Origin of the sequence: Ralstonia sp. 25C (genome assembly GCF_051904805.1) — a bacterium.
GTDB lineage: Bacteria > Pseudomonadota > Gammaproteobacteria > Burkholderiales > Burkholderiaceae > Ralstonia.
In genome coordinates, this window is sequence record NZ_CP196737.1 from 2,776,107 (window position 1) to 2,795,773 (window position 19,667).

20 protein-coding genes and 1 tRNA gene are annotated in these 19,667 nt (G+C 57.4%); 6 read left to right on the top strand and 15 right to left on the bottom strand.

The window, feature by feature from the left end:
* Positions 1 to 15: 15 nt before the first annotated feature.
* Positions 16 to 921: a pirin family protein gene (locus tag ACS7SF_RS13035; RefSeq protein ID WP_439890174.1), complete on the bottom strand. Its 906-nt coding sequence runs from the start codon at positions 919 to 921 to the stop codon at positions 16 to 18.
* A gap of 150 nt (positions 922 to 1,071) precedes the next feature.
* On the opposite strand from ACS7SF_RS13035, the gene ACS7SF_RS13040 reads away from it, so the two are divergent.
* From ACS7SF_RS13040 to ACS7SF_RS13050, 3 genes are all read left to right on the top strand, one after another.
* The gene (locus tag ACS7SF_RS13040; RefSeq protein ID WP_439890175.1) at positions 1,072 to 1,989 is read left to right on the top strand and encodes a LysR substrate-binding domain-containing protein; all 918 of its coding nucleotides are present in this window, start codon (positions 1,072 to 1,074) and stop codon (positions 1,987 to 1,989) included.
* A gap of 467 nt (positions 1,990 to 2,456) precedes the next feature.
* Complete coding sequence (locus ACS7SF_RS13045) at positions 2,457 to 3,197, top strand: response regulator transcription factor (protein ID WP_439890176.1); 741 nt, start codon at positions 2,457 to 2,459, stop codon at positions 3,195 to 3,197.
* Between the two features lie 77 nt (positions 3,198 to 3,274).
* The gene (locus ACS7SF_RS13050; RefSeq protein WP_439890177.1) at positions 3,275 to 3,607 is read left to right on the top strand and encodes a cupin domain-containing protein; all 333 of its coding nucleotides are present in this window, start codon (positions 3,275 to 3,277) and stop codon (positions 3,605 to 3,607) included.
* On the opposite strand, the gene ACS7SF_RS13055 is transcribed toward ACS7SF_RS13050, so the two are convergent.
* The 3 genes from ACS7SF_RS13055 to ACS7SF_RS13065 form a co-directional block, all read right to left on the bottom strand.
* Positions 3,591 to 4,169 (bottom strand): hypothetical protein, encoded by a 579-nt coding sequence (locus ACS7SF_RS13055; protein WP_439890178.1) that lies wholly within the window; start codon positions 4,167 to 4,169, stop codon positions 3,591 to 3,593. The genes ACS7SF_RS13050 and ACS7SF_RS13055 overlap by 17 nt on opposite strands.
* Positions 4,170 to 4,189: 20 nt before the next feature.
* Positions 4,190 to 5,386, bottom strand: coding sequence for an FAD-dependent oxidoreductase (locus ACS7SF_RS13060; protein WP_439890179.1), 1,197 nt, complete (start codon positions 5,384 to 5,386; stop codon positions 4,190 to 4,192).
* 68 nt (positions 5,387 to 5,454) lie between these two features.
* A complete protein-coding gene (locus ACS7SF_RS13065; RefSeq protein WP_439890180.1) occupies positions 5,455 to 6,102 on the bottom strand; it encodes a TetR/AcrR family transcriptional regulator in 648 nt (215 codons plus the stop codon).
* A 100-nt stretch (positions 6,103 to 6,202) separates the two neighbouring features.
* Here ACS7SF_RS13065 and ACS7SF_RS13070 point away from each other — a divergent pair, with 100 nt between their 5' ends.
* Entirely contained in the window at positions 6,203 to 7,720 is a 1,518-nt protein-coding gene (locus tag ACS7SF_RS13070; protein ID WP_439890181.1) for a flavin-containing monooxygenase, read from the top strand.
* A 15-nt stretch (positions 7,721 to 7,735) separates the two neighbouring features.
* Positions 7,736 to 8,701: an alpha/beta fold hydrolase gene (locus ACS7SF_RS13075; protein WP_439890182.1), complete on the top strand. Its 966-nt coding sequence runs from the start codon at positions 7,736 to 7,738 to the stop codon at positions 8,699 to 8,701.
* Positions 8,702 to 8,710: 9 nt separating this feature from the next.
* Here the strand turns inward: ACS7SF_RS13075 and ACS7SF_RS13080 are convergent, their stop codons facing one another.
* The 6 genes from ACS7SF_RS13080 to ACS7SF_RS13105 form a co-directional block, all read right to left on the bottom strand.
* The gene (locus ACS7SF_RS13080) at positions 8,711 to 9,037 is read right to left on the bottom strand and encodes a hypothetical protein (RefSeq protein WP_439890183.1); all 327 of its coding nucleotides are present in this window, start codon (positions 9,035 to 9,037) and stop codon (positions 8,711 to 8,713) included.
* Positions 9,038 to 9,387: 350 nt separating this feature from the next.
* On the bottom strand, positions 9,388 to 9,999 hold the full coding sequence (locus ACS7SF_RS13085; RefSeq protein WP_439890184.1) for an ankyrin repeat domain-containing protein: 612 nt from the start codon (positions 9,997 to 9,999) through the stop codon (positions 9,388 to 9,390).
* A gap of 93 nt (positions 10,000 to 10,092) precedes the next feature.
* Positions 10,093 to 10,476: a hypothetical protein gene (locus ACS7SF_RS13090; RefSeq protein WP_439890185.1), complete on the bottom strand. Its 384-nt coding sequence runs from the start codon at positions 10,474 to 10,476 to the stop codon at positions 10,093 to 10,095.
* 53 nt (positions 10,477 to 10,529) lie between these two features.
* Positions 10,530 to 11,720: a DUF6402 family protein gene (locus tag ACS7SF_RS13095; RefSeq protein ID WP_439890186.1), complete on the bottom strand. Its 1,191-nt coding sequence runs from the start codon at positions 11,718 to 11,720 to the stop codon at positions 10,530 to 10,532.
* A 184-nt stretch (positions 11,721 to 11,904) separates the two neighbouring features.
* A complete protein-coding gene (locus ACS7SF_RS13100; RefSeq protein ID WP_439890187.1) occupies positions 11,905 to 12,327 on the bottom strand; it encodes a hypothetical protein in 423 nt (140 codons plus the stop codon).
* Positions 12,328 to 12,336: 9 nt separating this feature from the next.
* Positions 12,337 to 12,783, bottom strand: a complete 447-nt coding sequence (locus ACS7SF_RS13105; RefSeq protein WP_439890188.1) for a hypothetical protein — start codon at positions 12,781 to 12,783, stop codon at positions 12,337 to 12,339.
* A gap of 350 nt (positions 12,784 to 13,133) precedes the next feature.
* Between ACS7SF_RS13105 and ACS7SF_RS13110 the strand changes: the two genes are divergently transcribed.
* A complete protein-coding gene (locus ACS7SF_RS13110; RefSeq protein ID WP_439890189.1) occupies positions 13,134 to 13,385 on the top strand; it encodes a helix-turn-helix domain-containing protein in 252 nt (83 codons plus the stop codon).
* Between the two features lie 789 nt (positions 13,386 to 14,174).
* Here the strand turns inward: ACS7SF_RS13110 and ACS7SF_RS13115 are convergent.
* The 5 genes from ACS7SF_RS13115 to ACS7SF_RS13135 form a co-directional block, all read right to left on the bottom strand.
* Positions 14,175 to 14,474 (bottom strand): hypothetical protein, encoded by a 300-nt coding sequence (locus tag ACS7SF_RS13115; RefSeq protein WP_439890190.1) that lies wholly within the window; start codon positions 14,472 to 14,474, stop codon positions 14,175 to 14,177.
* 51 nt (positions 14,475 to 14,525) lie between these two features.
* Positions 14,526 to 15,638 (bottom strand): MobV family relaxase, encoded by a 1,113-nt coding sequence (gene mobV / locus ACS7SF_RS13120; RefSeq protein WP_439890191.1) that lies wholly within the window; start codon positions 15,636 to 15,638, stop codon positions 14,526 to 14,528.
* Positions 15,639 to 15,962: 324 nt separating this feature from the next.
* The gene (locus tag ACS7SF_RS13125) at positions 15,963 to 17,336 is read right to left on the bottom strand and encodes a site-specific integrase (protein ID WP_439890192.1); all 1,374 of its coding nucleotides are present in this window, start codon (positions 17,334 to 17,336) and stop codon (positions 15,963 to 15,965) included.
* A 73-nt stretch (positions 17,337 to 17,409) separates the two neighbouring features.
* Positions 17,410 to 17,486: transfer RNA gene (locus ACS7SF_RS13130), tRNA-Met, on the bottom strand.
* Between the two features lie 48 nt (positions 17,487 to 17,534).
* A complete protein-coding gene (locus ACS7SF_RS13135; protein ID WP_439890193.1) occupies positions 17,535 to 19,238 on the bottom strand; it encodes an MFS transporter in 1,704 nt (567 codons plus the stop codon).
* Between the last annotated feature and the right edge of the window lie 429 nt (positions 19,239 to 19,667).

The following is a 19,667-nucleotide window of genomic DNA, read 5'->3' on the forward strand; positions in this document are numbered from 1 at the left end:
GTTTTTCTTTGGGCTTTAAGCGAACTTGCCAGCCTGGAAATCACGCACGGCCTGGAAGATCTCTTCCTGCGTGTTCATCACAAACGGGCCGTACTGCGCGATCGACTCGTTCAGCGGCTTGCCCGCCACCAGCAGCACGCGTGCCTCGGCATCGCCTGCGCGGATGACCACGCCATCACTGCCTTCCGTGTTGGCGAGGATGGCCATCTGCTTGTCCTCCACGCGCTGCAGGCCCGCGTTGCCCGGTGCTTCGGCATCACCCACCAGCGCGCTGCCGCGGAACACGTAGACGAACGCGTTGTGCTTTTCCGGCAGCGATTGCGCGAACGATGCCCCGGCCGGCAACGTGATGTCGAGGTACAGCGGCTGCGTCGCTTCACGCGTCATCGCGCCTTGCACGCCTTGCGATTCGCCGGCGATCACGCGCACGGCTACGCCATCTTCCGTCGTGAACTCGGGAATCTCGGCCGACGGAATATCGCGGTACCACGGCGTCGTCATCTTGTCGCGCGCAGGCAGGTTCAGCCAGAGCTGGAAGCCTTCCATCACGCCATCTTCCTGCTCCGGCATCTCGGAGTGCACGACACCGCTGCCGGCCGTCATCCACTGCACGCCGCCGTGTTGCAGCAGCCCTTCATTGCCAGCGCTGTCGCGGTGGCGCATGCGGCCCGCAATCATGTACGTCACCGTTTCAAAGCCGCGGTGCGGGTGATCGGGAAAACCGGCGAGATAGTCATTCGGGTCATCGCTGCGGAACGCGTCGAGCATCAGGAACGGATCGAGCCGGCGCTGCAGGTTGTTCGTCAGCACGCGCGTGAGCTTCACGCCCGCACCGTCCGAGGTGGGTCGGCCGGTGACGAGGCGCTCCACACGGCGAGCATGTTGCACTTGCTGCACTTGCGGTTGCACGAGGGTTTCCATGTTGTTCTCCTGGAATCGGGGATTTGTCATACCGCAAATGTAGGGTGGTTGCCCCGTCCGCACTAGTCGGTTATTGTGGGAAAAAATGTTGCTCCCGGCGAGACAATGACAACCACCGCCCGGCGAGTGCGCCCACAACAGGAGGAAACCGTGGATCTGAACCAACTGGCGCTGTTCGTGCGCGTTGTTGAAGCGGGCAGCTTCACCGCGGCGGCAACGCGGCTGGATTTGCCGAAATCGTCCGTCAGCCGGGGCATTGCTGCGCTCGAACAAGATTTGAACGTGCGACTGTTACAGCGCACCACCCGCACCTTGCATCTCACCGACGCGGGGCAGAGCCTATACCAAGTGGCGTCCCAGGCGCTCGAAGAGATCGAACGCGCCACCACCTGCGCCGGAGAGTTGCAGGATCTGCCGCGCGGCAAGGTGCGGATCACCTCCTCCGAAGATGTCGGGCGCTTACTCGTCGCCCCGGTGGCGGCGCGCTTCATGCAGCAATACCCGGAGATCGATTTGGACGTGGTGCTGACGCCGCGCAATGTCGATCTGGTGCAGGAAGGCTTCGACCTCGCCGTCCGTGTTGGCCGCCTCGCCGATAGCTCGCTGGTGGCGCGGCCATTGGGCGTGCTGCGTATCGGCCTATTTGCGTCGCCTGATTACCTGCAAAAACGTGGTGCGCCGCAGACCGTGCAGGCGCTGGCAGACCATTGTTGCCTCGACTTTCGTGGCACCGGCCGCGGCGAAACGCAATGGCGCCTGGTCGGCCCCGATGGCCTGAAAACTGTGGCCGTGCGCGCGCGCTTGAATGCCGACAGTCTCATCTACTTGGAGACGCTGATTGCCTCGGGGGCCGGCATCGGACCGCTGCCGCTGTATGCGAGCGCCGTCGCGCGTGCCAATGCGCCACTCCCGCGCTTGGTGCGCGTGCTGCCCGATTACGCCACCAGCGGCGAGCCCATCAATCTCGTTACCCCCTCGGCGCGCTTCGTGCCCAAGCGTGTTCGCTTGTTGATCGACATGCTGACGGAGTCCATCCGGCAAGAGCTGGAAAACGCGGATCCCGCCTAAGACGCGGTTGTTTTACAGGTGGGCTTGCTCCGTTAAATATTGTCACGGATGCGCCAACTCCGCCCATCGCACGGCATCATGCGCCCTCGTGTGCCGGACAAGTACGTCGGACCCTCCTTGACGTTACCCCCGTGAAGCACTGCAGCGCGTCCCCCCGGTGTGTTGCAGTGTGTTCGGCATACGCGACCCTTGGGTGTTTCTGATCCCGTCACGTTGTGGGAAACACCGCCGCCCGGACCTCGTTGTCCGGGCTTTTTTTTGCCCGGCTTCTCGCCAATGCATACCGGGTAGCGTGTTTCAAGAGTCTCCACAAATTAGGACTCTTCTCATGGTTCGTAGCAAACCTCGCCATGAAAATTGCAGACACGTAACACATGCAACGGATCGCGCAATGTCGCGACCGATTGGGTGCAATTTGTACCCGCGCCATCCCGGCACGCATGTGCGCAATTTTCATGGAGCCGAACATGCGAATCGCCTTGCTTGAAGACGATCCCTTCCAGAGCGAAGTCATCGTCCAGATCCTGTCCCAATCGGGGCACGACGTGGTGACCTACACCGATGGCGCGACGCTGCTGCGCATGCTGGGTCGCTCTTCGTACGACATGCTGATCCTCGACTGGCATACGCCGGGCATGCTCGGCATCGACGTGCTGAGCGTGGTGCGCAGCCGCCACAAGGACGTGCTGCCGATCCTGTTCGTGACCGCCGAAGAAGGCGAGAAGAGCCTCGTGCGCGCGCTGACGCAAGGCGCGGATGACTACATCGCCAAGCCGTTCCGCATTCCCGAGCTGCGTGCGCGCGTGGATGCGCTGCTGCGCCGTGCGTATCCGATTCCGTATGGCCGCCTGCCGTTTGATGTGGGCCCGTACCACTTCAACCCGCAGCGCCAGCAGGTCACGCTGCACGGTGAGCCGGTCACGCTGACGGGCATTGAGTTTCAGCTCGCGCTGCTGCTCTTCTCGAACGTGGGCCGTACGCTGTCGCGCGACCACATCTTCGGGCAGGTGTGGGGCCGCAATTCATCGGAGTACACGCGCACGATCGACAGCCATGTCTCGCGCATCCGCATGAAGCTGAATATCGAGCCGGTGAACGAAGTGCGCCTGGTGGCGGTGTACAAGCACGGCTATCGCCTGGACCACCTGAAGCCGGTGGATGACATGGGCGCGCTGGCCGACGCGGACGCGATGGCGTACGACGAATAAGCGCACACCGGTCAACCCACGCATCGGGCGACGTCGCGGGAAAGCGGCGTCGCCCGTTTTGCATGAGGGCCGCTGGTATGCTCGCGGCATTCCATTCTTCTGCCGAGGCCGGTGTGTCGCTTGTCAACCTCATTGCCGTTGCGGATGCACTGCCGCAAGCGTGGTCGTCTCGCGTGCTGGAGCGATTTGGTGGCGGCAACTTCAAGGTGCTGCGCATGGATGGCACGCCGTATCCCGACGAGGTGCATGACTACGCGGAAGGCCTGCTCGTCATTGATGGCGAATTGCGCTTGCGTATTCACGGTGCGCCGGTGACGGTGTCGCGCGGGGAGGTCTACGTGGTGCCGGCCGGCGTGCCGCACAGCGTGGATGCGGGCAGCGCGGGCACGCTGGTTATTCTGGACGTGTAAGTGGGGCAGCCGCCGTCTCGGCAAGTTGCTTGATCCGCTGCAGTATCGTCCGGCGGATCAGCCCGCTTGGCAGGCGAATCAGCAGCCAGTACGGCGTAAAGCGGCGTCGCGATGCGGCATCCGGACAGTACACGCAGGTGCGCGTGGTCAGCAGCGTGCCGGCGCCGTCCGGCTCGGCAACAAACGTCATTACCAGTTTGGGCACGCCGGGCGTTGAGAATGCGCGGAACGCATCGGCGTTGACGCGGATGAGCCCAGCGGTCGGCTCCCAGAAGCGGCCGATCAGCCCGAAGGCGAGTTCGCGATCTGCATCGCGGCCCAGCGGTATGAACTCGTGCAAGCCGAAGCCCGCATCGACACGGCGTTCGCCGACAGGCTTGCCCAGCGCCGCGGCGATGCGCGCGGGCACGGCACGCAACTCCAGAAATAACTTCACGAGCGGGAATTCGGTCACGTCCAGCTGCGGGACCATGTCTAGCACGCGGCCGGGCGCCGCGTTGATGCGGATTTGATGCTGTTCGCTGAACTGGTGTTCGGGCAGGAACGTCTGTAGCAGATGCATGGCGGCAGTGTGTGCTGGCGTTATGCCTGGGGTTCTTCGCTGGCGGGGGCAGCGGTGAATGCGGCGTCGCGTGCGGGCGGCTCCGCCAGGCTGCGCTTCATCAGCCAGGCAACGCCTGGGATACGCAGCCCGGTGGTGAACACCACGTCGCGCATCCACCCGCCGTATTGCGCCTGGAAGCACGGCGTGAGCGCGCGGCTGAGCGTCTGGTAAGCCTGCACGGTGCGCAGCCGGCGCGCGTGGTAAGCGAGCGCGCCATCGGCGGCGCCATGCGCTTGCACGCACGAGGCCAACGCCAACGCATCCTGCGCGGCCAGTGTGGCGCCCAGACCGAGTTGCGGGCTCATCGCGTGGGCGGCGTCCCCGATTACGCAGAAGGGCGGCTTGGCCAGCGCGCGCGGCCACGTGTGGCGATAGACGGCAAAGGACAGATCGTCGTGCGAGCGGATCTGGCCGACCACGGGCGCCGCCTGCGGCCAGAGGCTCAGTACGTGCGCTTTCCACTGGGCGATGTCGCTTTGCCGCCAGGCTTGCACGGCGTCGGCGCGCAGGCTCCAGAACATCGACAGGCGCGTGCGCGTGCCGTCCACGTCGGTGGGCAACAGGCCCATCATCTCGCGCGTGCCGCGAAAGCGTTGATGCAGCACGCGCGCATCCCACCCTTCGACCCACGCCTGAAACCACAGCGTGCCCCAGCGGTAGGTGCTCGATGGGCCGGCCAGCCCGGCGGGCTCGCGCAGTGAGGAGGCCGCGCCATCGGCAATCACAAACAGGTCGAATGTCAACTCGCCCTGCGCGTGGGTGATGTGGGCCTGCGCGCCATCACGTTGCAATTGCTCGATGCCGCAGCCGAAGTGGAAGGCCGCGCCAGCCCGTAAGGCGGCGTCGTACAACATCGACGAGAGCGCGGGCCGCGTGACTGCCCGGCCGGGCGCGTCGGCGTAGTCGATGTCGAGCAAGCGCCAGCCGCGATGGCTCAGGCCGATCAGCCGGTCGATCGGTGCGCCGATGCCTTCCAGTTCGCGGCCCACGCCGAGGGCCTCCAGCGCGCGGATACCCTGCGGCTGGATCAGCAGGCCCGCGCCCATGGCGGTCAGTTGCGGATGTTTTTCGAAGACGTGGACATCGTGTCCCTGGCGGGCAACGGCTATGGCGGCAGCAAGGCCGGCGTTGCCTGCGCCGGCAATGCCGATGCGCAGCGAGCGGGGTGCGGTCATGAAAGCGTGGCGGATCGTTTGCCCGAAATGATAACGATACGCCGCGCACGTTAAGGCAGTTCGCGTGGTCAGCCTGGTGTTGTGGCCCGCAGCGTGCCGAGCAGGACGCGGCGGCAGTTGCGGACCATGGTGTCTTCGGGATCGCGATAGCCGGTCAGCAGCCATGCAGCGCCCACGTTGGTCATGGCGCCCACGAGCGCGAGACCGAGGATGCGGGCGTCGGCGCGGATATCGGCGCCCTCCGTGCCGGACGGCAGGGCGAGCGTCATGATTTGCTTGCCGAACTCCAGCAGGTTGCGCTGGTACGTCGCATCGGTTTCGGGGCTCACGCCCATCACCTCCAACAGCAGCACGCGGGCAGCGCATGGGTCGCGCAGGAAGGCGAAGAACGCATGCAGGCCCGCATCGACACGGGCCTCTATGCCTCCGTCGACGCCCGCAATGGCTTGCGAGACTGCGGCACGCAAGTCGTCGGCGTGCTGCTGGTACGTGGCGCGTAGCAGGGCCTCCAGGCTCTCGAATGCAGCGTAGAAATAGCGGTCGTTGAGCTTCGCCGCCTGGCACACGGCACGCACCGTGGCCTTGCGAAACCCCACGGTGCCGAAGATCTGCGTGGCTGCGCCGATCAGCACATCGCGGCGGTCAGCGGCACGTGCCTCTGACGCCACACCCCCATACGGGCGGCCTTTTCTGGCCGTTTCAAATGTTTTCTCCATTTCCCAGTTTGACGTTAGGGCGCCTGAAAATTAAATTGGTGACAACGCACACCACATTTAAGGCGAAATCCGCCGTGCCGCCAACAGGAGACCGGACCGCATGGAGACGACCACCGCGCCCGCTGTGCCAGACACGGACTTCGACGTGCTGATCGTCGGTGCCGGCCTTTCCGGCGTGGGCGCCGCGTATCACCTGCAAGAGCGCTGCCCGTCGGCGCGCTTTGCCATCTTGGAAGGGCGTGAAACCATCGGCGGCACGTGGGACTTGTTCCGCTACCCCGGCATCCGTTCCGACTCCGACATGTTCACGCTGGGCTACAGCTTTCGACCATGGCACAGCGATAAGGCCATCTCCGACGGCCAGACCATCCTCGACTACATCCGCGACACGGCGCGCGCGTTCGGCATCGACAAGTCGATCCGCTTTCGCCACAAGGTGACGGGCGCGAGCTGGGATTCATCCGCTGCGCGCTGGACGGTGCAGGCACTGCGCAGTGACGGCAGCCGTGAGGAGCCGGTGCACTTCACCTGCCAGTTCCTCTACATGTGCAGCGGCTACTACGACTATGCAGAAGGTCATGCGCCGACGTGGCCCGACATGGACCGGTTTCAGGGCCGCATCGTGCATCCCCAGCATTGGCCGAACGATCTGTCGTATGCCGGCCAGCGCGTGGTCGTGATCGGCAGCGGCGCGACGGCCGTCACCCTTGTGCCTGCGATGGCCGAAACGGCGCGACACGTGACGATGCTGCAGCGCTCACCGACCTATATCGTGTCGCGCCCGGAGCAAGACGCCGTGGCCAACATGCTGCGACGCTGGCTGCCGTCGGGGCTCGCGCATCGCCTGGTGCGCACCAAGAACGTGCTGCTGACGATGTACTTCTACAGCCTGGCGCGCCGCAAACCCAAGGCGTTCAAGGATTTCATCATCCGCATGGCGGGCAAGCAGCTGGGCCCCGAATTCGACGTGCGCAAGCACCTCACGCCGCGCTACAACCCGTGGGACCAGCGCTTGTGTCTCGTGCCAAACGGCGATCTGTTCAAGACGATCCACTCGGGCAAGGCCTCCATTGCCACGGACGAGATCGCGCGCTTTACGGCCACGGGCCTACAACTTAAGAGCGGTGCGCATCTCGATGCGGACGTGATCGTCACCGCGACCGGGCTCAAGCTGAAGGTGCTGGGCGGGGCGGCCATCACCATCGATGGCCGTGCGGTGAACCTGGCGGAAACGGTGTCGTACAAGGGCATGATGTACAGCGGCGTGCCGAACCTCGCGTCATCGTTTGGGTACACCAATGCCTCGTGGACGCTCAAGGCGGAGCTGATTGCGCAGTACGTCTGCCGCTTGCTCAATCACATGCAGGCCAATGGGTTTGATACGTGCATGCCGCGTCTTGACGACGCAGCCATGGACCGCGAACCCGCCGTCGACCTGACCTCGGGCTACATCCAGCGCGCCGCGTCCATCCTTCCGAAACAGGGCACGAAGCAGCCATGGAAGTCGTATCAAAACTACGCACGGGATGTGCTGATGCTCAAATTTGGCTCGCTTGCCGATAGCGCCATGCGATTCGAGCGCCGCGCGCAGCCGGCCGGCGCTGCGCAACCTGCGTAACCCAGCGAGAACACCATGATCCAGATCGTCCTGTCCGTCGTTGCGCTGGTGCTTATGGTGCTGGCGGCGCTGGTTGCATTCACGTTCTTCATCGCCCGACGTGTCGCAAAGGGCTTTCCGCCGGAGGGCCAGTTCATCGACGTGGGCGGCGACCGCGTGCACTACGTCGATCGCGGGCAGGGCCCAGCCATCGTGCTTGTGCATGGTCTATGCGGCAATCTGCGTAACTTCGCCTACCTGGATGTGGAGCGGCTGGCGCAGTCCCACCGCGTGATTGCGATCGACCGGCCGGGCTCGGGGTGTTCCGCGCGCGGGGCCGATTCCCCTGCCAACATCTACGCCCAGGCACGCGTGGTCGCACAGTGCATTGAGGCGCTCGGGCTCGACAAGCCTGTGCTGGTCGGGCATTCGCTAGGTGGCGCGATTGCGCTGGCGGTGGGGCTGAATCATCCGCACCTGGTTCGCCGCCTCGCGTTGATTGCGCCGTTGACGCACGCCGAAAGCGCTCCGCCTGGCGCGTTCGGCGGCTTGGTGCTGCCGTCGCCGCTGGTGCGCCGGCTGGTGTCGTGGACGCTGGCGATTCCCTTGTCGATCCTCAATTCGCGCAAGGCCGTTGCGGCCGTGTTTGCGCCGGAATCGATGCCGAAGGATTTTCCGTTCAAGGGCGGTGGCTTGCTGGGGCTGCGCCCGCAGGTGTTCTATGCGGCGTCGTCTGATCTGGTTTGCGCGTCGCAGGATCTGCCGGACATGGAGCGCCGCTATGCGTCGATGACGGTGCCTGTGGACGTGCTGTACGGCCGGGGCGACCGCATTTTGAACGTCAAGCGCCAGGGCGAGGCGCTCAAGCAGAAGCTCGACCGAGTGAATCTGCGCGTGGTGGAAGGTGGGCACATGCTGCCCGTGACGCAACCCGCGTTGACGACGGAATGGGTGCTCGGTGTCGCCGCCTCGGCGCCCGCCCGGGCCGAGGCCGTTGCATAGGAACGCGCGTCAGCCGCGCCGCACCCAGATCACCTTGCCATTCTGCAGACCGAGGTTGCGGCGTTCTTCACGGTAATCCATCGTGCCCGGCAGCGCTTTGCCGTCGCGCTCGCTGATGCGCCATAGGCAGCCGGCCAGCAGCGCCGTGGCTTCCTGCTCTGATTTGCCGATGAGTGCGTCGTCCGTTGCGGGTGCGTGGCACGTGCCGCCGGCTTGCGCGTGATCGGCCATGGGGATGTCTTTTCCCGTTGGGCTGGCTTCGGTGCCGGCGGTGGCGCATGCCGCCATGCCAGCGGCGGCGACAAGTGTGGTGACGAGCGTTGCAAACCGCGTCATGCGAACTCCTGGGTGATGTGTTGGGCGGATGGCAGGCGTGCTGAAGTATCGACGCTGCGCCGGCCGCATGCCAGATCTGCTGCTTGGGGATGATCGCGTTGCGAGGGGCGGCGTGCGTGAGAATGGAGCCGGAAAAGCAAAAAGCCCTGCCGAAGCAGGGCTTTTTGGTATTTGGTGGCGAATCAGGGAGATTCCGGGCTTTTGGAAAATTCCCTGATAAATCAGCAACTTGCCATTCTGGCGGGTGGGGTTGCGAATGAAAAAGTGACGCACCAAGTGTCACACGTTCGCCCCCAAACAGCAAGGTCCGCCAACGGCAGACCTCCTATGAGTGCTAGACCGAAGTCAATTCAGACCTTCTGTTTTGGGGCTTTGGTTTCACCGTTGACGAGGTTCTTTTCCAAGCTGTCGCGCAATTCCTTGGCTTGCTTGTAAGAATTAGCCCATTCCAACAATTCGGTATTGGAAGCTTTCTTTGCCCATTCAATAACGGCGTCGATACCTGCACCCAACTCCAATAGGCAGCAGATAATAGCAACTGATTGCTCAAAACTATGCTTATGGGCGGCGGCTGCCTCGATTGCAGCCTTGACGGCTTTATCGTTTTCAGCACGAATATCTGCCCCAAGAGTCACCAAGCATTGAATGGCGTCAGTGTGCCCATTTGATACCGCATAGCCGAGAGCTTCGCTATCAGTTCGGACGTTGACCCCGCATTCAACCAAGTACCTTATTATTTCACACCGTCCATTCGCGGCGGCGACACTCAGATAAAGCGGACTAGTGAGGTCAAGCCCGAACTCCCCCAATTCGGCAACCATATCCAACTTGTCGGAGGCAATTGCATTGCACAGCAAATCGGACATATTCCCCAACTCGTCCACTAAATCCATGACCGCACCGATATTGCCTTGCTCCTTATGAAACTCTAGCTCATCTTCAATTTCCCATACCGTTCGCATTGTCTTCCTCGTCATCACTCACGGGATTATACGAAATAGCGAAAAGAAGTCAATTAATCGGATTTGTGAAAAATTAAAGCACGCCGCAGGGTGCTAGGAATAATGGGGTGCAGAAAAGATTACATATAGCTGTACCGATACAATAAAAACACGAGCAAGAAGCGATACACCAAGAATTAATCTACCGCCAGAATCAATATCTTTGCGCCGAGTAAGGGTGATCAATAGGAGCAGTATCCATAAAGCACTAGACAAAAGAATGAGAAGCAAAATTATAGCGAAAAGACCCACGCCACTGGGGACAATGCCGACACCCTCAGTATAGGTCTCCCGAGAGGTAGCCATGATATTGATCGCAATTAATGTAACAGCTTCCGTAATGGCGGTAATAAATGCGATCTTCGCAATTCTTGAATGCATATGCTGAACTGTAGTTGTTACATGGGGGAAAGGCCAGCTAGGAAGCGTTGTTGCCACTTGTGCAGATCGACTCAAACAAACGCCTCCATCAAGCTAGCCAGAGGAACAACCTACTCTAAATAAAACTCAACAACTATTGGATCTGCCAATGGAACGCGTCGTCTATCGGAGTAGATAATAAAGTCTCCACCTTGACCGTGTTGAAGTTGCCAGTTTCTATAATCCTTATTTCGCACGGGGTAGTAGACGTTTTTCTCTGTAATTAGACCATTTCTTGCTACCGTATACCAAGGAATATCAGATTTTGTTACCTCTCCAGCAATAGTTGCTGCGGGTATAATTATAAAACCCGTCTTGTTCCAATGGCCAAGGTATTGCGTGCCCCATTCGTCCGAGCGGTCATGGAAAGTAAAAACGTCCCGTGCGTATATGGATAACCCATAAATTTCCAAGCGAGCCAGTCCATTGCTGTAGACCATGTACGAATAGCTATCAATGGCAGCATCAAACGTGAATGCTCCAAGTGCCCCGTATAAGTCATCCATCCAAATGCCATTCGGTGCTGCCGTACCCCGCATGAACATTTTTAGTTTGCTGTAAAAATCAGAGTCAACATGGACAAGCTGAAACTGGAAGTTTTTATGATACTCGTGCATATTTTCATTACATAACTTCCATGTACTCAAGCACTGTCCAGAGGGTTTAAATTTCCTGAATTTCTTCACCAATGCATCTTTGGAGTGCGGCGTGAATAGCACATCCTTTCTGGAAAGATAGTCAAACGCCTCTTTCGCTCTTGGAAAACGAAATAGCCAATCCAGTTTAATGGTAGTAGTGTCAATCATGCTGGGCGGAAATGGCTTGCCGTTCTGATTGATACCGTCTCGTGCACCGTCGTCGGTATTCGCATAGTTTAGTGCTCCAGCAAACCACCTGCGTTGTAGCTTCGCCGATACGGGCCAGCCAATCCGGTCCATTGCGTCTGGAATGTCTTGCAGATCAAAAGGCGCGACTCGTGGTTTCCTGACAACTACAGGAGCCACTGGCTTAGGTTGTGGTGGCGGGGGAGCCGGTGGGCGAGTCAATAGCCATTCTCGCAACTCCACAGACAACCCTCTGAAAGGTTTCGGAGCTTGTTGGGGTTTGGGTGGAGGCGGTTCCTGATAACTCAGTTTCGGAGGGGATTTTTCCATTGACAGGTCGAACTCATTCGCGTCTATGGCGGTGCAAGTTTCTCCTGACATTTGCCATAGTGGGCGAATCAACCCCTTCTCTAGAAAGGAAAACTCGTAGCTGTTCATTTCTCTTTATCTCACGGTTTGATCGTGTGGTGCACGTATACGAATACCACAGAGCCCACGACACAATTGTCAATCTTTGCTTCTAGAAATTTGACACTTCGGTGCACCCTTGGAGGGAATCAAAGCGAGGAAACGGGAACAAAAAAAGCACCCGCAGGTGCTTTCTTGTTGTGCTGGGAGTCGGTCAGTAAGAGTGGTCCGCCTCAACTTTCCGCACTTTACGAATGAGCAGGAAGCAAGGCAATGCACACAAGAAGAAGAACACAAAGAGGAACTTTCCGAGTGCGGTATCAATTAATAGCAGAGAAAAGAACATACATAGAGTGGCTGTACCCGCCCAAAAATATCCTTGCCCAAGGCTCTGGCGGAAGGTCTGGCCGTCGTCCTGCGTGATTCCCACAATGAGAGGGCGGAAGAACCAGCTAATGATCCACAGCTTGCAAGCTCCCTCCCGTTTGCATTGATCCCGCAAAACTACGTCCAGAGTTTCCTTCACTGAGACCTTTTTGAGAATTTTCCCGCCTACCTTAATATAGGTGTAGGTCCGCCATAGCCCGCTTGGCTTGCTCGGCCCCAACTCCAAATCGTTTCCAATGTACTCTTGCATTTCAATCCCTTATCGGACAGTGCTAACAACCCAAAGACGGCTCTCATGCATGTAATCAACGGTGAGGTCCATTCCCAAACTCATCACCAGATTGGCAAACATGAAGCCCGCTCTTGAACTTGTTTTGTCAATAATGATTGAGCGAGACGGAAACGATTTGAGCGGTGGATTGGGTCCAAAGGTGCGAGAATTTCCGGTGTTTTTGACGCCGTTTTTAGCGAACTGTGCCCAACCAAGCAACGAGAATGAATAATCGTCGGTAATTGCCCCGAGCTTGGCGTCCTTTCCGCAATAGGGGATATGGTCAAAGTGCTGTGACGATTTCTCGCTCTTCCAAACCACTGCCGAAACCGTAATGCAGTAGTTGGCAGGTGCCGCCGTCGCACTTGCCGAAGGTGTCCCGCCACGATATGGCATAGGCCACGTAATCCACAGCAGATCGGCATCCGCTGGCATGTCCTCTATGGTTAGAGCTACACGAGGCCACTGAGCCCCGTCAGTGCCTTTGAACACACCAGCCAGCCCCGACTGACTGAACTTCGTTGGTCCTGCTGCTACAGCCCCTCCAATCCCACCCTGACCCATGGAGCGGAGGTTATCCGCTACCTGGTCCAGCTTCTGCGGTAGCTCGGCACATGCCGTAGCCAATAGAGCGGATACCAACACGGCCCCCGCTGTTCGTAGTGTCTTCATGCTCTGCCTGTACTAGGGTTTAGGTACGGTCCTTGCGGAAATGGTAACCATATGCCGCAATGACGGGAACCATATCCCGTGGTGTCTTGTGCGTCAAGTCGAGACCATGAGCCATGGTTACAGCACATGAAAAGCCCGCTGCATTGGTTGCGTTTGGGGCAACGGTTCGCCGTCTTCGGAAGGAGCAGGGCTACTCACAGGAGGCGTTTGGCGACCTCTGCGGGATTGACCGTAGCTATATGGGCGGGATTGAACGAGGGGAGCACAATCTGGCACTGATCAACATAATGAAGATCGTGCGAGCTTTAAATTTAAAGCCGTCAGAATTTTTTGAGAATATGGACGATCTTGCTGTTGACAAATGACGAATCGTCGTTATTATGTGTTTTGTCAATGGCAAGTCTCCTGCGACGCATAAAAAAGTACAAACTGCCCAGCGAAAGCTGGGTTTTTTGTTGTCGCTTGACAAGTGCGAATTTATTTCGTATCTCTGTATTACTTTATTTATGCGTCGGGTAAATTGACGCTCCTTCACTGGGACTTGCTCCCGTCAAGAAACCTCCCGATTCCATAAAGTCAGCAGTAGCCTACTATCAGGTTGTAATGCAGAAGCTCCAGAAATCAAATGTGACTGCGAAATGGATAAATCAACACGTAGGAAAGTTTGCAAGCCTGACCAAAATTCTATAGGGCAAGTGGTTAGAATGGGAATGTAGCAAAGCCACAGGGAAAGACGCGATTTCGGACCCCGCTACAGCACTAGTAAGAGTGTGAACCGAAAAGTAGGAATGCTTAACTCAATTCCACCCGGCTATTTGGGCGAAGAAAACTAACGGTGCGTCCGTGGTTCCAAATAAAGGCAGAGTCACCAACCTGGATTTTTTAATCGCGGGTTAGGGAAGACTTTGCCGGCACCAAGCCGATAGGCGAAGGTAAAGGCGGAGCAAGTCCCTGATAGAGATTTATACCCGTAGGGTACAAAGTACGATATAAATACAAGTACAGAGTACGATATAGAAAACCATCACATAGAATAGTACCCGTAGGGAAATAAGATACGATAGTATCTTAAAATGACGGCGGCCCTTTAAACATCAATTTTTGGGAAGTTCAGGAATTAAGGGGAAATAAAAAAGCACCCGAAGGTGCTTTTCTCATATTTTGGTTTTCTTGCTGTCGCCAGACTTCTTGTCAAGCTCCGCTGTCAAATTCTCATGGAGACGCTGCTTTGCTATGAGATTTTTCACTTCCTCATGGAAAGCATCTTCACCCATAACCCTGCCATACATTCCATAGGCGTACACGTCCTTCTTTCCATTGGTTGAAATCTTCGAGTATGTGAATGGAACGCCAAAAATTTCGCCTTCCGCATGTTCTGTGAATATTTCGCCAAAGCTTGCTTGCGTATAGCCGGGTGGCACAGCCTTGGTTGAGCGTGATTTCTTCTTGTTCATGTTGTCTCCTTAAAGGAAACAATTTACAAAAAATCCAGCGGATAGCAATAGTCAAACTGGCTTTCGTTTCACAAACCGTTCAAAAACCCATTCGGAAATTCGTCTAAACGCCGAAATTTTAGGCTTGAGCCTGTATTTCAACTCCTTGTTTTCCATCCGCATTGCTTTTAGTTCCTCCTCCAATTTAAGCATGCGGTCTTGATAGCTGAACAGGAGCCCGGCATCGCCAACTTTCGTATTGATTGCCTCCCTATAGACATCCTTTCGCTTATCAAGCTCCGATTGCTCAACTTTGACGGCGGCCCGCTCCTGAGTCAGTTTTTGGCGTTCGGCAATCAATTCCTCCTGAAGCTTATGAAAATCCAGCTTGGAGAACTCGTTAAACGCCGTTTGCTGACGAAATGCGCCGTTCAGGTAGGGCAGGATATGTTGAGCGATTTTTTCGCGCAATTTCACCATGCTGAGACGTTCGCCAACACTTGCCTCGAAGCCTTCCAGAACGCGGTCAACTTCCTTTTTGAAACTAGTCCGCATGATTTTATCCACAGTGCGATAGAAATGTTTCATGGGGACATTGCGAAGCATTGACCCTTTAACACCTCGACTGAGGCCGTACTTTTTATTGTTGTTGGCGTACTCGGTTTGCAGGTTCTGTAGAAATTCAGGATTGATTTTTTCGGAATTCAAGGACCAAGTTTCTTTCTCGCACTCCCCATATCGATTCTTGTACCTCTTCATTGACTTGGTCTCAGTCGATACAAAAAAGTGGATATGCGGCGTTTTTTCGTCCAAGTGGAGCACGCCGAATTTCAGTTGATCGCCAAATTTATTCCTCATAAATTTGACTTGCTCGCTTGCCCATTTGCCGACAAATTCGATTGACTTGCCCTCAAAAAATTCAGGCGAAGCCGTCGCTAGGTACTCGAAGGCGAGCACATTGTTTTTCTTCTCTTTAATGCCAAGTTTGGCGTAATGCTCGCTCAACTTGTGCTGAAAATCTGTCGCGTCCGCGATATCAATATCAAGCGCGTTGACCAAAATTTGGTTGAGCTCGCTGCGAGTAGAATCGATATTTGGCTGCTGCCTGGTTCGCAAATTGTGCTGACAGGCACGTGAAATTTGCAGGCGATTTTTTAGCTTTCTGGTTCTTAATATTGCATACATAAATCCGGGCTTTTTATCGTATTTTTTCTCCCGCCCTACTAATAGCGTAGCGTGAAATTGCCGAAAGGCAAATCGACGTCCCAGAATGGGACATCACCTACTATTGGAACCTAGATCGCTTCGCTAACCTAGGTTCCGTAGGCCATAGGGTTTCACCCTCTGGACTCCCAAAAGACAAAAGACCCCGGACCTTAAGGGCCAGCCCTTAACAACCCTTCCGAATGCCAATAAAAAATGCCACTCTTCGGTGGCATTCTTTCTTGACACTCGGCCTGATTTTCTCGGTGCTATTCCAATCAGGATAAGTGTTACTTCTCCGAGTTGTCAGTGCCAGCTTTTGACTGGATACGCCAATTTGTCGATTGCCTCTTTGAGAATGTGAATTGGTTTTTTCTTCTGGTAGTTCACGAAGTGGGGCGAGGACAAGTCCACTTTTGATTGCTCATAGTGGCCCACTATCCCCATAATAATGGCGGGGTGGACGTTGAGATTGGTCATCTCATTTATGAAGGTTGAGCGGAACGAGTGAAAGGTTTTTCTGTCATCCGTAATCTCCAACTGGTCAAGATAGTCACCGAAGCGGCGTGAAATATTTTTCCCGAAACCGTTTTTCCCACCTTCCGTGGGGAGCTTTTTGGGGAAGAAAACCATTTCATAGCCGTCCTTTCGGGTGGCCTTGGATTGCTCCACATAGTCCAGAAACTTCGATTCCAGTATGGCGTTATGCAGTGGAATCATGCGAACCGAATTCTTGTTCTTGGCAATCTCGGCAGTGATATCCAGCACCCATACGCCTTCATGCTGATAGATATGGCGGAACGTCAAACTTGCCAGTTCGTTCTCACGGGCACCCGTATAGAGGGCGAGGAAGGGCAACCAATAATAGTCGGGGCTGTGCATGAACTTGCGATAGGCAGGCTCATTGAAGATCGTTTGCAGGTCCTCCGTGGTCAATTCCTTGTAGGACCGCACCTGCTGCTTTAATTTGGATTTATTGGATACCTTGACCTTCTCGAAGGGATTGGGAGCAAAGTACAGGTTGTTGCCTATCGCATATTCAAACAGGGACCGCATGAACGACAGGCGGGCATTGATCTGACTGGCAGAACTGCCTTCAGCCAATAGACGGTTCTTGTAGCTTACCGCCTCATTGGCGGTGTATTGATTAATATCGTGGTCGCTATAGAACCCTTGGAACTCGGTATAAATGCGTTCCTTGTCATAGAGGGTTTTGGGAACGTTGTCGAGTTTCTTCTCAATGAGATAGAGCTTGACGACTTCGCTGAATGACTGGCTCTTGGGTGTAACCCGTTCCCCTTGGGGCATGCCGACAGGCAGCGTTCCTGAAGAAGAGGCTCGCGCCGATTGAGCCAGTACAGAACTGATAGCCTCTTGTGCGTATTGCTCACGAAGGCCCAGCCGGTCCAGAACGGCGGATATGGTGTCCAGATCGTGAGCTTTTACGTCCTTGAAATTCACCCCACCCGTGGGGCTGACTTCAATGTCTAGCTTGCGGATTTTGTCGGGGTCAAAGTCGGGGTTGGACACTGCCAGTTCCATGTTCAGCCGTAAGGCGAACAGTCTAGCAATCCGAAAGTCCTTTGTCCCCAATGAGAGGCGGGTCTTGACTTTGTTGCGAATGATTCGCAGGTAGTAGACCCCATGGCGGGACTGATAGAGGCGGGGCAACTTGTGCATGTGACACACCAAGTGACCCACCGAATAGCAAAAGGGCTCTGCAACCTATTGATTGCAAAGCCCTTTTTAAGTTTGGTGGCGAATCAGGGACTCGAACCCCGGACCTGCGGATTATGATTCCGTCGCTCTAACCGACTGAGCTAATTCGCCGAAGAAGCGGGATTCTACCGGTTTCTGAGGATGTGTCAACCCCCTTCGTCAGTCGTTGCGATAAATATCCACATCCTTGGTCTCCCGTACGAACAGCGCGCCGATCACGAAGGTGATGGCCGCAATCCAGATCGGGTACCACAGCCCGTGATAGATGTTGCCGTTCTGCGCCACCAGGGCAAACGAGATGGTCGGCAGCAAGCCCCCGAACCAGCCGTTGCCGATGTGATACGGCAGCGACATCGACGAGTACCGGATGCGCGTCGGGAACAGCTCCACCAGCATCGCCGCGATCGGCCCGTAGACCATGGTCACGTAGATCACCAGGATCACCAGGATGACCAGCACCATGACCGTGTTCATCTGGGCCGGGTCGGCCTTGGTCGGGTAGTTGGCCGCCTTGAGCGATTCCGCCACCTGTTTCTTGAAGTCGGCGATCTTGGTCTTGCTGTCGGCGTCGAATGCCTGGCCGTCGGCGGTGCGGGTGGCGTTGAGCGAAGCGATTTCCTTGCCGGCGATCGTCACCGTGGCGACGGTACCGGCGGGGCCTTCCACCGTCTCATAGCTGGCCGACGATTGCGCCAGCGTGCGCTTGGCGATGTCGCAGGACGAGCGGAAATCCACTTCCCGGGCGATCGGGCTGCCCTGGAACGAGCATTCGTTCGGATCGGCCTTGACGACGATCTGCGCGGTTTGCTGCGCGCGCTCCAGCGCCGGGTTGGCGTAGTGCGTGAGCGCCTTGAACAGCGGGAAGTACGTCAGCACAGCCAGCAGGCAGCCGCCCATGATGATCCACTTGCGGCCGACGCGGTCCGACAGCGAGCCGAAGAACACGAAGAACGGCGTGCCGATGGCCAGCGCCACCGCAATCAGCACGTTGGCCGTGAACGCGTCCACCTTCAGCACCTGCGTGAGGAAGAACAGCGCGTAGAACTGGCCCGTGTACCAGACCACGGCCTGGCCAGCGGTGAGGCCGATCAGTGCCAGGATCACGATCTTCAGGTTGCGCCATTGGCCGAAGGATTCCGTCAGCGGCGCCTTGGAGGTCTTGCCCTCGGCCTTCATCTTCTGGAATGCCGGCGATTCGCTCATCGACAGGCGGATATACACCGACGTGGCGAGCAGCAGGATCGACACCAGGAACGGAATGCGCCAGCCCCAATCGTCGAACGACTTGCCGGTCAGCTCACGCACCACCAGGATGACGATCAGCGAGAGGAACAGACCTAGCGTGGCGGTGGTCTGGATCCACGACGTGTAGGCACCGCGGCGGCCGTGCGGGGCATGTTCGGCGACATACGTGGCAGCGCCACCGTACTCACCGCCCAGCGCCAGGCCCTGCAGCATGCGCAGGGCGATCAGGATGACAGGCGCAGCCACACCAATCGTGCCGTACGACGGCAGCAGACCGACGATGAACGTCGACGTGCCCATGATGACGATGGTGATCAGGAACGTGTACTTGCGCCCGATCATGTCGCCCAGGCGGCCGAACACCAGCGCGCCGAACGGGCGCACCAGAAAGCCCGCCGCAAACGCCAGCAGCGCAAAGATGAATGCCGCCGTCGGGTCCAGCCCCGAGAAGAACTGCTTGGCGATGATGGCGGCCAGCGATCCGTAGAGATAGAAGTCGTACCACTCGAACACCGTCCCCAGTGACGAGGCGAAGATGACCTTCTTCTCCTCGCGTGTCATGGGCGCGGGCTGCATGCGCCCGGCGGGCGCATTCGGTGCACTTTGCACGGTTGCCATGTTGTCTCCTGATTTTTTGGATCATCCCGCTGGGCATGGACATGACAACGCAACACGGGCGCCCGCAGAACTGTGAACGATTGTGGAAAGCGAAACTTACGGCGTTCTGACAAAGGGATGTGCGCCGGGCGTGCCTCGCACGCACTGTGATCTCAACAAAATCAAAGACTTGGGTATTTCAAGCACGCGTGACGACGCTGCGGGTCCGCCACTGCGTCTAGTGCGTTGCATCATCCAAAACACCTCAAATGCGCTGCAGGCCACAACGCAGCTGAGAGCGTCGTCAATGTGCATACGCACAAAAATCGCGCGCTGCTGATGTCGCCCTCCCACGCAATCTGAATCAGCGCGGCATCGCAGCGGGCAGCACGGTCGTCCGCATCGCTAGGGAAAACCACTATCGGTGGAATGCCATTGAAGGGAGGCTGA